This is a genomic window from Pseudomonas sp. LBUM1669, assembly GCF_059695705.1.
In genome coordinates this window covers 4,521,719-4,534,955 of sequence record NZ_CP166784.1, presented here as the reverse complement: position 1 = coordinate 4,534,955, position 13,237 = coordinate 4,521,719, and the positions used below count along the sequence as shown (strand labels likewise).

Genomic DNA, 13,237 nt, shown 5'->3' with positions numbered 1-13,237 from the left:
CAGTTTTGCACGGGAGGTGTGATATGCGCAGGCTCAAGCGTGTTGCGTCGATTGTAATGATTTTGGCGTTGGCGTTTTTGGTGGTGATGTTTATTTTGGAGAACCGCCAGCCGACATCGTTGCTTTTTCTAGGTTGGTCTTCTGCTCAATTGCCCATTGCTAGCTGCGTCATCCTGGCCTTGCTTTTGGGGATGGTGGTCGGACCTCTGTCGGCATGGATCATCGGTCGCAGGTTTTGGCGGCGCTTGTAATCTGCGTTTAGGTTTGTAAGCTCGAATTGTTTATCAGCGGAATTTGAGCTGTGTCCGTGTTATTATTTTGCCCTGTCTGAGGGGGCTGATGGCATTTGCCTTCTTTTCATCTGCCTCTGGGTGTTTTGTGATGTCTTGGCGCTGCGCGGATCTAAGACAACCAGTTGAGTGGGTTGATTTTGTACCAGGTTGTAGAAATAGAATTGAGTGAAAGGCTGAAATTTCCTATGCAAAATAGTAATAACAAAATTAACTCTTCAACTGAAATAGATCTTTTTGAAATCGCCAGCGTAGTGTGGAAGCGGAAGTGGCTTGTTATCATTTGTACTCTGGTAGTTGGTGTGGCCGCCGCAGCATATGCTTTTTTTTCGACGCCTGTTTACGAGTCCAAGTATTACATTTCTCCGCCGACCGTTAATGATATTGCTAATCTCAATTTTGGTCGTGGCGATGAGTCGAAGTTGAAGCCCATTGCAGTAGATCAAGTGTATAAAATATTTTTGCGAAACCTTCAGTCCGAGTCTGAAAGAAGAGCCTTTTTTGAATCTACGCATCTGCCTGCGTTTGGGGGGAATATTCCGTCCTCCTCAAGTGGAACTTTGTATGATGCGTTTTCTAAAGATCTTACAGTTGCACCTGTGGGTAAGGAAGAAGAGGGGCGTTGGTTGGTTTCCCTGCAAGGTACCAGCCCTGAGCGTGCAATGCAGTGGGTTGATCTGTTTGTAAATCAGGTGGGAAAAAACACCTCGAATGAATTGATAAAAAATGCAAAAAAAGAAGCTTCGGTGTTGGGGCGTAACCTTAACTTAGAGATCGATACTCTTCGAGAGTCAAGCCGCAAAGTGCGTCAAGACTCCATTAGCAAAATTCGTGAAGCTTTGATTATAGCCAAATCCAGTGGCTTGGAAAACACGGTCGTTTTTTCCGGCGGTGGCTCCGACAAGCTGGCTGGCAGCATGTTCGAGGACAATACATACATGCGTGGCAGCAAAGCGTTGGAAGCGGAGTTGAAAAATCTTGAAGGCCGCCAGTCGGATGACCCTTTTACCCCCGGTTTGCGAAAGCTCCAGAAAGAAGCTGACTTCTACAAGCAATTGGAGTCAGAAAAATTTGACATTGCGGTGTTCCGCCATGATGGCGTCCTCGACCTTCCAGTATCCCCGATTAAACCAAAAAAATCCCTAATAATTCTTCTAGGGCTGATCGTTGGTGGTGCGCTGGGTTGCGCTATTGCCTTGCTGCAGCACTTCATTGCCAAACGCCGAAGGGCTGAATCCGGGATGGCGGCAGGGGTCGATTCTTACGTTTAAACCTTGGCGACCAGTTTCTTCAGGTCGGTTTTTGATCTCCGCGACCGAGACTTTGATTCTGTTGCTCTGGTTATTTGTCGGAAAGGCGGCTCGGTGAGAGTTCCGCACCGCTTCATACGCCCAACAAGTGTAAACTGCGTTCTTGTAAAGCCAGTTGCTCGTTGACGTTGCTGGCTAGAGCGGAATCTGAAACTACTCTGGCCTCGAAGGGCGAAAACAAGGCAACAGCTACCGGTGAGCCACGCACGCTATGTGCCGGTGGCGTATAGGTATCGATGCCGGATAGGCTAGCAAGAGCGTTATTTGAGTTTAAGGAGATCAAGTTGAAAATATTAGTGACCGGTGGTGCTGGATTTATTGGCTCGGCAGTCGTCCGGCATATCATCGCCAACACCAAGGATTCAGTGGTTAATCTGGATAAATTGACCTACGCCGGCAATCTCGAATCGCTGGGCGACAGCGTCAAAAGCGACCGATATGCGTTCGAGCATGTCGATATTTGTGATGCTGCCCAGCTGCGTCGCGTGTTTAACGAGCATCGTCCAGATGCGGTTATGCACCTTGCTGCAGAGTCCCATGTTGACCGCTCGATCAGCGGACCTTCGGATTTTATCCAGACTAATATTGTCGGCACTTATACTTTGCTGGAAGTGGTACGTCAGTACTGGAAGGGTCTTGATACTTCTGCTCAGAAGCAATTTCGTTTTCACCATATTTCAACTGACGAAGTTTATGGTGATCTTGAAGGTCCTGAGGACCTTTTTACTGAGCAGACGCCTTACCAGCCAAGTTCTCCATATTCGGCTAGCAAGGCAAGCTCGGATCACCTCGTCAGGGCGTGGAGCAGAACTTATGGCCTTCCGGCGATCGTTACCAACTGCTCGAACAACTACGGTCCATGCCATTTTCCCGAAAAGCTCATCCCGTTGGTTATTCTGAATGCTCTGGAGGGCAAGCCTCTCCCTATTTATGGCAAAGGCGATCAAGTTCGTGATTGGCTGTATGTCGAAGATCATGCGCGTGCGCTTTATAAGGTGGTAACAGAAGGCGAGGTCGGTGAGACCTACAACATCGGTGGCCACAACGAGAAGAAAAATCTGGAAGTCGTCCATGCAGTTTGCGCGCTGCTTGATGAGCTTAGTCCCGAGTCGCCACATCGTCCTCACGCCCAGCTGATTACTTATGTTCAGGATCGTCCAGGACATGATCAGCGCTACGCTATTGATGCCAGTAAAATTCAGCGCGAGCTGGATTGGATGCCCGAGGAAACGTTTGAGTCGGGTATTCGAAAGACTGTTGAGTGGTATCTAACTAATGAGATTTGGGTAGACAACGTCAAAAGCGGTAGTTACCAGCAATGGATTGACCAGAACTATGCTGAGCGAAACGCCTGACATGAAAGTTTTGCTGCTGGGTAAAAATGGGCAGGTTGGCTGGGAGCTTCAGCGTTCCCTTGCGACGTTGGGAGAAGTCATCGCATTGGATCGTCAAGTGGTCGACGGTTTATGCGGTGATCTTGCTGACGTCCAAGCGTTGCGTGCAACCATACAGCGAATAGCTCCGGATATCATCGTCAATGCTGCCGCTTACACTGCAGTAGATAAGGCTGAGTCCGATACAGATCTGGCCTTGCAGATAAATGCAACAGCGGTGCAGGTCCTTGCCGAGGAAGCTCAAAAACTCGGCAGCTGGTTGGTGCACTTTTCCACAGATTATGTGTTTGACGGGACTGGTGCTCTAGCCTGGCGGGAAGATGATCCGGTTTCTCCCGTTAACCACTATGGCTTCACGAAGTTAATGGGTGAGAAGGCAATTGTAGAGTCAGGCTGCAATTACCTTATTTTCCGTACCTCCTGGGTTTACGGAGCACGCGGCAATAACTTTGCTAAAACGATGCTGCGGCTTGCCGTTGACCGAAACGAACTTAACGTCATCGCAGATCAGATCGGAGCGCCAACCGGAGCTGACCTGATAGCTGATGTCTCGGCGGTCGCTCTCAGACGAGCGCTTGTCAGTCCCGAGGTTTCTGGTATTTATCACTTGGCGGCTGATGGGTTTACGTCCTGGCATGAATACGCAAGCTTGGTCATCGACTATGGCAAGGCAACCGGTATTCCGATGCAAGTGCAGACGGTCAACCCGATTTCAACGTCGCAGTTTCCGACCCCTGCTCGTCGGCCATTGAATTCCCGGCTTAATACCGAGAAACTGCGCAAGACTTTTTCCATCCACTTGCCAGATTGGCGCAGTGGAGTGACCCGGATGTTAAAGGAAGTGTTAGAGAAATGACGGTCATCAAACGCAAAGGCATTATTCTGGCGGGTGGTTCTGGTACACGCTTGCACCCATTGACGCTGGGTGTGTCGAAACAGATGCTTCCAATTTTCGACAAGCCGATGATCTTCTATCCGCTGTCCGTACTAATGCTGGCCGGAATGCGGGAAATCCTGATTATCTCCACCCCGGAAGATTTGCCTTGCTTCAAAAAGCTGCTGGGAGACGGAAGTCAATACGGTATTGAGCTGACCTACGCCGAACAACCAAGCCCTGACGGTCTGGCACAAGCTTTTATCATTGGTGAAGAGTTCATCGGAGATGATCCCTGCTGTCTGATTTTGGGCGACAATATTTTTTACGGACAGCATTTTTCCGACAACCTGCGTTCCGCCATGTCTCAGGTTTCCGGCGCAACTGTATTTGGTTATCACGTCTCTGATCCTGAGCGTTTCGGGGTAGTCGAGTTTGATAGTACAGGCCGGGCTCTCAGCATTGAGGAAAAACCAGCTCGTCCGAAGTCCAACTATGCGGTGACAGGGTTGTATTTCTACGACAACCGTGTTGTTGAAATCGCCAAGAACATCAAGCCATCACCTCGGGGTGAGCTGGAAATTACCGATGTAAACAAGGCTTACCTGGATGACAAGTCTTTGACCGTAGAGATGCTCGGTCGAGGCTTCGCGTGGTTGGATACCGGCACTCACGAATCCCTGCTGGAAGCAAGTCACTTCGTGCATACCATTGAACACCGTCAAGGGTTAAAAGTGGCTTGTCTCGAAGAGATTGCGTTTACTAGCGGCTGGATTACTCCAGAGCAGCTCTGCGAGCAGGCTGAAAAGCTTAAGAAAACCGGCTACGGCCAGTATCTGCAGAAGATTCTTGCAGAGGCTACCGGTGTATGAAACTGATTCAAACGTCGATCCCAGAGGTGGTGATCATTGAACCGGCTATATACGGCGACGATCGCGGTTGGTTCATGGAAAGTTTTAATGAGGAAAAGCTTCATGCTGCGCTAGAGAGTTTAGGCCTGCCACTCCCGCGTCCGTTTGTTCAAGATAACCATTCCTGCTCATCCAAAGGAGTGCTGCGGGGCTTGCACTTTCAGCGCGCTCCTCATGCGCAGGGAAAGCTTGTTCGTGTCGTTCGTGGCGCAGCGTTTGATGTCGCTGTGGATATCCGGCCGGATTCGGCAACCTATTTGCAATGGGCTGGTGTGGAGCTGAATGACCGCAACAATCGAATGCTGTGGATCCCGGAAGGCTTCGCTCACGGCTTCGTTGCTCTTGAAGACAATACGCACTTCCTTTACAAAACCACTGATTACTACGACAAAGCCTCGGAAGGTTCGCTTCACTGGAACGATCCGCAACTCGGTATTGATTGGCCTAGTTCTGATGATTACATCATTAGCGAAAAAGATGATAAAGCACCGAACGTCGATAGTTTAGCGGTGCCACAGCAATGAACTTAATAAAATTCCTGGACATCAAAACGCTGGGTGATGAGCGTGGTCATTTGATTGCGCTTGAGAACAATAAAAGTGTTCCGTTTTCCATAAAGCGCGTTTACTACCTTACAGATACACAGGCGGGCGTACCACGTGGTTTTCATGCCCACAGAGAACTTACGCAAGTCGCGGTCTGTGTTTCCGGGCGTTGTCTAATGAAGATGGACGACGGCCGCAGCAAAGCCGAAATTTGGTTGGACTCACCGGATAAAGCTATCGTTATCGACAAAATGATTTGGCACGAAATGCATGAGTTCAGCGCAGATTGCGTGCTTCTGGTATTGGCCAGTGATTTTTACGATGAGCAGGATTACATCAGAAACTATGATGCTTTTTTGGAGCTGACAAAGCATGCCTAAAATCCATGCACTCGCCGATGTCAAAAGTACAAGCATCGGAAAAGATACGCGAGTGTGGCAGTTTGCAGTAGTTTTTGACGGCGCCGTAATTGGTGAGAATTGCAATATTTGCGCACACACTTTGGTTGAAAATGGTGTGACTGTGGGTAACAACGTTACCATTAAGTCGGGAGTCTTCCTTTGGGAAGGAACCGTCGTTGCCGATAACGTTTTTATTGGTCCAAACGCCACATTCACCAATGACATCATGCCGCGCTCCAAAGTTTACCCGGAATCATTTGCCGGCATCACTATAAAACAAGGTGCAAGCATTGGCGCCAATGCGACGATATTACCTGGAGTGACCATTGGCGAAGAGGCTATGGTTGGTGCCGGGGCTGTCGTTGTCTCCGATGTTCCAGATCGGGCCGTAGTAGTAGGTAATCCAGCTAAAGTAATCAGGTACCTGACCAGATGATAAGTTTCCTTGATTTGAAATCCATCAACCAAGCTTGCCGCGAAGAGCTGATTGAAGCGTGCACGCGCGTTATTGATTCTGGTTGGTATATCGGGGGAAGCGAACTTCAACAGTTCGAGAGCAGCTATGCAGAGTATTGCGGAACCAAGCATTGCATTGGTGTTGCTAACGGACTGGACGCATTGGTGTTGGTGATTCGGGCCTGGAAGGAGCTCGGCTACCTGAGCGAAGGCGACGAAATCCTGGTTCCATCTAACACGTATATCGCCAGTATTCTTGCTATATCGGAGAATGGTCTGACGCCAGTTTTGGTAGAGCCCGATCTCGCAACCTTCAACATTTGCCCAGTAAACGCTGAAAAGGCGATTACCTCCAAAACGAAGGCTATCTTACCCGTCCATCTCTATGGTCGCGTTGCAGACATGCCTGCGCTCATGGCGCTGGCCGAGCGTCATGGCTTGCTGGTTCTTGAAGACTCTGCGCAGTCACACGGCGCCAGTGTCAATGGCAAGAAGGCAGGGAGTTGGGGGCATGCATCAGGTTTCAGTTTTTACCCGGGTAAGAACCTGGGGGCACTTGGTGATGCGGGTGCTGTAACTACCAATGATGATTTATTGGCGACGACTTTACGTGCGTTGAGAAACTATGGTTCTCACGAGAAATATAAAAATCTTTATCGTGGTGTAAATAGTCGGTTGGATGAAATTCAAGCCGCGTGCTTGTCGGTAAAGCTGAAGTATCTGGATGAGCAAACAGAGCATCGTCGAAAGATAGCAAACCTATATACAAATTCCATCAGTAACCCATTAATCACGTTACCTGTTAGTTTGGATTTTGCGCCACTGCAGAATGCCAGTCACGTCTGGCACGTTTTTACAGTTCTTTGCGAAAATAGAGACGCACTGCAAAAACACCTGTTAGAAAATGGTATTCAGACTTTAATTCATTATCCTATTCCTCCGCACTTTCAACAGGCTTATCTTGAGCTTGCCAATAGTTCTTTCCCAGTCTCAGAGAAAATTCATAGTCAGATTCTTAGCTTGCCTATGGGGCCTACACTTTCACTTAGCGATGCTGAATCAGTCGTGCGTGCCTGCAATAGTTTTGTCGTTAGAAATATTAAATGACGCTAATCAAAACCAGCTTGTTGAATGGCATTGCAGTGGTCATTAAAATGCTGACACTGCTGGGCATAAATAAGGTGTTAGCGATTTACGTTGGTCCTGCGGGTTACGCAGCGATAGGTCAGTTACAAAACGCTATGCAGTTGATTACGACATTTGCCAGTGGGGCGGTAACCACGGGAGTGACAAAATACACCGCTGAATACTCAAAGGACCCCAGTAGCCAGGATGGGGTGTGGCGTGCAGCCACAGCCATCATGCTGTGGTCTACCTTAGTGGTAAGCGTAGTTATATTCTTCACCAGCTCCTTCATATCTCTGCAGCTGCTAAATGACGCGCAATACACGTTGGTTATTAAAGCATTCAGTGTCGCTCTGATCTTTTTTGTTGCGAATGGATTTCTGTTGGCTGTATTAAACGGGAAAAAGGAAGTTAAGCTTTATATTATAGCGAATATTGCGGGTAGTTTTATCTCGTTAATATCTGTGACTATTTTGACGGTGGTAGGTGGATTATATGGAGCGCTGGTATCACTTGCTCTTTATCAATCAATTTCTTTCGTGGCAACGCTAAAGGTATGTTGCAGCTCTAGCTGGTTTAAACTGTCCAGTTTTTTTGGAGTTGTCGAGAAAAAGCATGTTAGTAACTTATTGAAATACGCATTAATGGCTATCACGTCAGCCATTTGTGTTCCGCTAAGCCATATGATGGTGCGAGGATATTTAACCGACCATTTCAGCGCAGACGTCGCTGGTTATTGGGAGGCGCTTTGGCGAATGAGCAGCACATATCTTTTGTTGGTGACTACAACACTGAGTCTTTATTATTTGCCTAAGTTGTCAGAGTTGAAGCGATACATCGATATTAGAGCTGAGATTATCGGTGGTTATAAAGTCATTTTGCCTGTTGCTGCTTTGTGCGGTTTTCTTGTTTATTCTTTGCGCGATTTAATCGTGGTTATTCTCTTCAGTCCACAGTTTTTACCGGCTCGGGAACTGTTCGGCTGGCAAATGATTGGCGACACCCTGAAAATTGGGAGTTGGTTGTTGGCGTACGTCATGGTCAGTAAGGCTATGTTTAAAACATTCATTTTTACTGAAATACTCGCAGCCGCAAGCTTTGTATTTTTTACGATGGTTTTAACGAGTAGGTTTGGAGTCGAGGGCGTTGCAATCGCACATGCGGCCACTTATCTCGTTTATTGGATTATGGTATTCGCAGGATTGTATTTTCATTTTAAAAATGAGCAAGTTGGTTAGTATGATGGCAAATGTTGATTATGCAGTGACTAAATCATGAATATACTATTCCCCGTGTTGGCGTTTTCTAGTGCTGGTGGGATGCGGGTATTGTCAAAAGTTGCTGATGAAATGATCAGGCAGGGCCATGACGTGAAATTTTTGGCACCTGCCGGCTTTCAGGCCCCTTACTTTCCGACCATTGCACCCGTATTGGAATACCGGACATATTTTCAGCGACTTCCGATTCTGCGAACGGCCAGCAAACTGTTGGGTATGTATCTGGCATTGATTAAGGCTCGAAAACATTTCGATGTGATTGTGGCTAATTATAATATGACCGCTGTTCCGGTTGCTTTGGCCACGCTGGGGTCAAATAAAGGTTATTATTATATACAGGCCTATGAGCCTGAGTTTTACACTGAGTTGAAAACTATTACTGCGCGTGTGAGCACGCTCTTGGCTAAGTTTTCCTATAAGTTACCATTGGTGCAAATCGTTAATGCCCCGATGTATCAGAGTTATCACGAGATAGACTCAAGTTATGTAGTAGAGCCAGGTATTGATTTGACAGTTTTTAGGAGTCGAGAGCAACAATGGGAAAATCAAAAACTAACAATCGGATGCGTCGGGCGAAAGTCGAAATGGAAAGGTACTCTGGAAATTATTCGCGCGGTACAAACCGTTAGAGAAATTACCGGTCGAAATCTCACTTTGCGCGTAGCTTTTGAGTTGCCGGATGGCGTCGACGTATCAAATATTGATTTCGTTGAATTATGTACGCCTCATGGTGACGAACGATTAGCAGAGTTCTATCGGGAATGTGATATTTTTGTAGCCACTGGATTAATTCAGGATGGCGCATTTCACTATCCTTGCATTGAATCTATGGCCAGTGGTTGTCTGGTTATTTCAAACTACGCTCCCGCAACGGCTAAAAATTCAATTCTAATTTCTAATGTTAGTTATGACAAAATTGTTTCTGCCTTAGTTGAAGCTTTGGAAATGCCAGCCGCCAACCGGCATGCCCTTATTGAAGTGTGCAAAACTAGTGTTGAGAAGTATCGGTGGAGCTCAATTGCTTCGAAAATGTTAGATGTTTTCAAGGTGAACGACGATGATCGCTCTTAATACAGTATCGCGTCCGGGGCGATGCTTTGATAAATAAATATAGCCTTATTTGGATTCCATGCTTGCTGTTGCTGGCGATAACGATAGCTTGTCGGCCCAGTGATTTGGCATCCGATTACACCGTGTACGAAACAAACTACCTCACAATCATCGAGGGCGGGGAAGTGGGTGTTGAACTCGGGTATAGAGTATTCTCGATGCTCAGTAACGCTCTGGGTCTCGGATTTGTCGGTGTGCTCTTCATTTATGCATTTATTGCATTATATTTTAAGTTTCGATTCCTTCTTTCCCTGGACGAGCTGACGACGGCTAACACGTTCTTTTTTGTATTATTATATTGTGCAGCGTTTTTTCCATTGTGGGAGTTGACGCAAATGAGGAACGCGGCGGCAGTTGCAGTATCTTGTGTGGCCATCGTTAGTCATAAGTCCCCCAAAAGTATTTTCCTGTTTTTATTTGCAGCTCTACTGCATAACGTCGCAGCAATTATTTTCATTATGTGGGTTATTTATAGTTATTTTTATCACCTCCGTTTTGTGCTGGTTTGCATGACGACGGCCATTTTGTACTCTGTTATTGAATATATGCCCTATTTCTCTACATATTCCGCTGAGGCTTATGTTCAGGCCTATAACCCTTTCTCGTTTAAGGTTTTGTTTATTGTAGTGACATTTGTATATGTGTTTTTGCATGAGCAGCAGAGTGCGAAGAAATTCGCGTTTTACGCTTTCGCATTTCTTGCTTTATATTTGAGTATGGGAAAAATGCCAGCTGCGGCAGTGAGAATTATTGATATTTCGTTGTTTTTTTCTATAGTGTCTTTAGCTTTGACTCGAGGGGCATCAACAGCACTCTACAAATTATTATCGATAGCGGCGCTTGGATTCGTCTACATAAGTCTTGCATTTTTTGCTAAGCCGCCACTGTTGAACATTCAGTCGCTACTTGGCTGACAAGTAGCCAACATTGATTTAAGAGGTTGTCATGAGTAAGGTAGCAGCAATCGTTGTTGGGTTTAGACCCGAAATGGATATAGTTGATCGGCTTCTGTCCTCTTTAGTCGATCAGGTTCACATTCTCATTCTTGTTGATAATGGCGGTAGTCAGACATACCTTAGTCAGGATCCTATAAAGAAGGATAAGGTTAAGTATATAGATCTTGGCAGTAATCTGGGCCTGGGGAAGGCGCTCAACGTCGGATTTGAATATGCTGTTCAAAATGGTGCTGACTTTGTCGTCACCTTTGACCAAGACAGCAATGCGGCTCCTGACCTTATTGAAAATTTAAGTAAAGCGATGGGGCGCGCCGATGAGAAATTTTCCAACTGTGGTGCGGTCAGCCCAGTGTTCTTTGATCGCCGAGATGATGTAAAACAGTATTTCCCTTTTTACACTTCGGAAAAAGGTCACATCGAAGCGATTTTTCCATCATCTGACGGGGAAGAGTTTGTAAAGGCTGATGTGCTTATAACCTCAGGTATGATGGTAAAAGCTTCTGTATGGAAGGAGTCAGTAAAATACGATGAGTCTTTCTTTGTTGACTATACTGATACGGAGTGGTGTTTCCGTGCTCGTAGTCTGGGTTACCAGATTGTGGGCTGCTTGAGTGTCGAGATGGGACACGCACCTTCCGATGCACCGCCGGCTCGGGTTTTCGGTTTAAGCTTTTTCCGATACTCACCATTGCGTCGCTATTATTTCTTCAGAAACACAACTCGATTGATTAAACAGAATTATGTGGAGAATTATTGGAAGCGACGCCTTATTATTGGCCTCTTGTTGCGTTACGTTGTCAATGTGTTCATTGATAATCAAAAGCTGAAGTCATTGCGAATGATGAGTCTTGGTATTTATCACGGTCTTGTCAATAAAGTTGGGTCTTACGTTTCGGAGGTGAAATAATGCGCGTTCTAATTACCGGTGGTATGGGTTTTATCGGTTTGAATTTGGCCAAGGCGTTATTGGGCAAAGCTACGAAGATAATTCTTATGGATAATCTTAGCGCACAAATTCACGGCGTAATTCCGCATCTCGACGACCCAGTGCTGAAAAATGAAAATGTATCTTTGGTGAGAGGGGACGTGACGAATGCTGCAGATCTGGCTAGCGTTATCAGCGAAGTAGATGCGATTGTTCATCTTGCAGCTGAGACTGGCACTGGTCAGTCAATGTACCAGATTGCACATTACAATAATGTGAACTCTCAGGGCACCGCTCTTCTTCTGGATGCGCTTCAAAAGTTACCTAACAGTGTAAAGAAAATAGTGCTTGCCTCAAGCCGTTCAGTTTATGGTGAAGGCGCGTTTAGCTGTAGTGCCTGCAGCCCTACTGTACCCAGGTATCCAAATCCAAGGTCTAGAGAGGCGCTGGCCTCGCATAAATGGGATTTCGAGTGTCCTGATTGCAACGAGGCTATGTTGCCCGTTGCCACGCCTGAGAACGGTTCGGTAAACCCTGCATCTATTTATGCTGCTACCAAGTTCGCTCAAGAAGAACTTGTACGGATTGGTGCACAGGCATTAGGTATTTCAAGTGTTATTTTGAGATTCCAGAATGTTTATGGGGAAGGTCAGTCGCTGAATAATCCATATACCGGAATCTTATCTATTTTTTCGACACGTATCAGGCAAGGCAAATCTCTGCCGATATTTGAAGATGGCCTGGAAAGCCGAGATTTCGTACACGTATCTGATATAGCAGAGGCTATTTCCCTTTCGCTATTTACCGAAACGGGTACGCATGATGTGTTTAACGTAGGTTTGGGTGCCCCGGTTTCAGTGATGGATATCGCAAGCAAATTGGTTTCTCTTCTTAATGGTACTGTCGCGCCCCATGTCACAGCGGAGTATCGTGTTGGAGATATTCGTCACTGCTATGCGGATTTGACCCACATAAGGTCTGTACTTGGATTTCAACCAAAAGTTGATATAGACGAGGGGATGAAGCGATTTGTTGAATGGGTTCTCACTCAGGAAGTCCCTGTTGATAGACTTGACGAAGCGAGCGCGGAGCTGCGCCGTATGAAGTTGATGTCTTGATATGATTACCTTATTGAAGAGTGATCTGGAACGCTATTACAGTTTGATAGGAAAGCGCGCATCGGTCTCAAGGCTTGGCGCACTTAAGGCATTCTTCAATCTTCGGCTTTTACCGGTAGCATTAATTCGATTTGCCTACTGGTGCGCAAATCATCATATGGGGCCAATTTCCAAGATTATTTGTTTGATTAATCTTGTTTTTTTTGGCTTGGAGTACTCCCCTAAGGTAAAAATTGGTCCTGGCCTTTTTTTGCCTCACACCGTAGGAACTGTTATCGGAGCTGCCTCGATCGGCGCGAATGTGACGATATTTCAAGGCGTAACCATCGGTGCCAAGGAGGCCGACATGAATTACTGTCCTGATAAGCGGCCTGCTATTCTGGATGGCGTTACGATCGGTGCAGGGGCAAAAGTCTTAGGAGGCATCACCGTTGGTGAGGATTCGACAATCGGGGCCAATGCTGTTGTGTTGAATGATGTTCCCGCAGGACGTATCGCCGTCGGGATTCCGGCGAGAGTTGTTTAATTTTTGAAGAATGTAGGTA

The 13,237-nt window shown here is 46.6% G+C and carries 15 protein-coding genes; all 15 read left to right on the top strand.

All coding sequences use genetic code 11. The features are described 5' to 3' along the window. Positions 1 to 23: 23 nt before the first annotated feature. Complete coding sequence (locus tag ACA051_RS20985) at positions 24 to 251, top strand: DUF1049 domain-containing protein (RefSeq protein WP_497371759.1); 228 nt, start codon at positions 24 to 26, stop codon at positions 249 to 251. Between the two features lie 164 nt (positions 252 to 415). Beyond that, the gene (locus tag ACA051_RS20980; protein ID WP_497371757.1) at positions 416 to 1,561 is read left to right on the top strand and encodes an LPS O-antigen chain length determinant protein WzzB; all 1,146 of its coding nucleotides are present in this window, start codon (positions 416 to 418) and stop codon (positions 1,559 to 1,561) included. Between the two features lie 323 nt (positions 1,562 to 1,884). Continuing rightward, positions 1,885 to 2,955 carry a dTDP-glucose 4,6-dehydratase gene (rfbB, locus tag ACA051_RS20975; protein ID WP_497371755.1) on the top strand — a complete coding sequence of 357 codons (1,071 nt, stop codon included), beginning with the start codon at positions 1,885 to 1,887 and terminating at the stop codon, positions 2,953 to 2,955. Between the two features lies 1 nt (position 2,956). Then, positions 2,957 to 3,850, top strand: a complete 894-nt coding sequence (rfbD, locus tag ACA051_RS20970) for a dTDP-4-dehydrorhamnose reductase (protein ID WP_497375613.1) — start codon at positions 2,957 to 2,959, stop codon at positions 3,848 to 3,850. Next, on the top strand, positions 3,847 to 4,740 hold the full coding sequence (gene rfbA, locus ACA051_RS20965; protein WP_497371753.1) for a glucose-1-phosphate thymidylyltransferase RfbA: 894 nt from the start codon (positions 3,847 to 3,849) through the stop codon (positions 4,738 to 4,740). The genes rfbD and rfbA overlap by 4 nt, the downstream gene beginning before the upstream one ends. Beyond that, a complete protein-coding gene (rfbC, locus tag ACA051_RS20960; protein ID WP_497371751.1) occupies positions 4,737 to 5,303 on the top strand; it encodes a dTDP-4-dehydrorhamnose 3,5-epimerase in 567 nt (188 codons plus the stop codon). Before rfbA ends, rfbC begins: the two co-directional genes overlap by 4 nt. Then, positions 5,300 to 5,704, top strand: a complete 405-nt coding sequence (locus tag ACA051_RS20955; RefSeq protein WP_497371749.1) for a sugar 3,4-ketoisomerase — start codon at positions 5,300 to 5,302, stop codon at positions 5,702 to 5,704. The genes rfbC and ACA051_RS20955 overlap by 4 nt, the downstream gene beginning before the upstream one ends. Continuing rightward, complete coding sequence (locus tag ACA051_RS20950; protein WP_497371747.1) at positions 5,697 to 6,161, top strand: acyltransferase; 465 nt, start codon at positions 5,697 to 5,699, stop codon at positions 6,159 to 6,161. The genes ACA051_RS20955 and ACA051_RS20950 overlap by 8 nt, the downstream gene beginning before the upstream one ends. Beyond that, positions 6,158 to 7,288 (top strand): DegT/DnrJ/EryC1/StrS family aminotransferase, encoded by a 1,131-nt coding sequence (locus tag ACA051_RS20945; RefSeq protein ID WP_497371745.1) that lies wholly within the window; start codon positions 6,158 to 6,160, stop codon positions 7,286 to 7,288. Before ACA051_RS20950 ends, ACA051_RS20945 begins: the two co-directional genes overlap by 4 nt. Continuing rightward, on the top strand, positions 7,285 to 8,544 hold the full coding sequence (locus tag ACA051_RS20940; RefSeq protein ID WP_497371743.1) for an O-antigen translocase: 1,260 nt from the start codon (positions 7,285 to 7,287) through the stop codon (positions 8,542 to 8,544). The genes ACA051_RS20945 and ACA051_RS20940 overlap by 4 nt, the downstream gene beginning before the upstream one ends. 36 nt (positions 8,545 to 8,580) lie before the next feature. After that, entirely contained in the window at positions 8,581 to 9,654 is a 1,074-nt protein-coding gene (locus tag ACA051_RS20935) for a glycosyltransferase family 4 protein (protein ID WP_497371741.1), read from the top strand. A 62-nt stretch (positions 9,655 to 9,716) separates the two neighbouring features. Continuing rightward, entirely contained in the window at positions 9,717 to 10,607 is an 891-nt protein-coding gene (locus ACA051_RS20930; RefSeq protein ID WP_497371739.1) for an EpsG family protein, read from the top strand. 31 nt (positions 10,608 to 10,638) lie between these two features. Next, on the top strand, positions 10,639 to 11,556 hold the full coding sequence (locus tag ACA051_RS20925) for a glycosyltransferase family 2 protein (protein WP_497371737.1): 918 nt from the start codon (positions 10,639 to 10,641) through the stop codon (positions 11,554 to 11,556). Next, a complete protein-coding gene (locus tag ACA051_RS20920; RefSeq protein WP_497371735.1) occupies positions 11,556 to 12,692 on the top strand; it encodes an NAD-dependent epimerase/dehydratase family protein in 1,137 nt (378 codons plus the stop codon). Before ACA051_RS20925 ends, ACA051_RS20920 begins: the two co-directional genes overlap by 1 nt. A gap of 1 nt (position 12,693) precedes the next feature. Then, the gene (locus tag ACA051_RS20915) at positions 12,694 to 13,218 is read left to right on the top strand and encodes a serine O-acetyltransferase (protein ID WP_497371733.1); all 525 of its coding nucleotides are present in this window, start codon (positions 12,694 to 12,696) and stop codon (positions 13,216 to 13,218) included. The last annotated feature ends 19 nt before the right edge of the window (positions 13,219 to 13,237 follow it).

Bases quoted from the DNA above. Each gene is read 5' to 3' on its own strand.
- ACA051_RS20950 (WP_497371747.1), top strand. From the start codon at position 5,697: ATGCCTAAAATCCATGCACTCGCCGATGTCAAAAGTACAAGCATCGGA.
- rfbD (WP_497375613.1), top strand. From the start codon at position 2,957: ATGAAAGTTTTGCTGCTGGGTAAAAATGGGCAGGTTGGCTGGGAGCTT.
- rfbA (WP_497371753.1), top strand. From the start codon at position 3,847: ATGACGGTCATCAAACGCAAAGGCATTATTCTGGCGGGTGGTTCTGGT.
- ACA051_RS20925 (WP_497371737.1), top strand. From the start codon at position 10,639: ATGAGTAAGGTAGCAGCAATCGTTGTTGGGTTTAGACCCGAAATGGAT.
- ACA051_RS20935 (WP_497371741.1), top strand. From the start codon at position 8,581: ATGAATATACTATTCCCCGTGTTGGCGTTTTCTAGTGCTGGTGGGATG.
- ACA051_RS20945 (WP_497371745.1), top strand. From the start codon at position 6,158: ATGATAAGTTTCCTTGATTTGAAATCCATCAACCAAGCTTGCCGCGAA.
- ACA051_RS20940 (WP_497371743.1), top strand. From the start codon at position 7,285: ATGACGCTAATCAAAACCAGCTTGTTGAATGGCATTGCAGTGGTCATT.
- ACA051_RS20985 (WP_497371759.1), top strand. From the start codon at position 24: ATGCGCAGGCTCAAGCGTGTTGCGTCGATTGTAATGATTTTGGCGTTG.
- ACA051_RS20955 (WP_497371749.1), top strand. From the start codon at position 5,300: ATGAACTTAATAAAATTCCTGGACATCAAAACGCTGGGTGATGAGCGT.
- rfbC (WP_497371751.1), top strand. From the start codon at position 4,737: ATGAAACTGATTCAAACGTCGATCCCAGAGGTGGTGATCATTGAACCG.
- ACA051_RS20915 (WP_497371733.1), top strand. From the start codon at position 12,694: ATGATTACCTTATTGAAGAGTGATCTGGAACGCTATTACAGTTTGATA.
- ACA051_RS20920 (WP_497371735.1), top strand. From the start codon at position 11,556: ATGCGCGTTCTAATTACCGGTGGTATGGGTTTTATCGGTTTGAATTTG.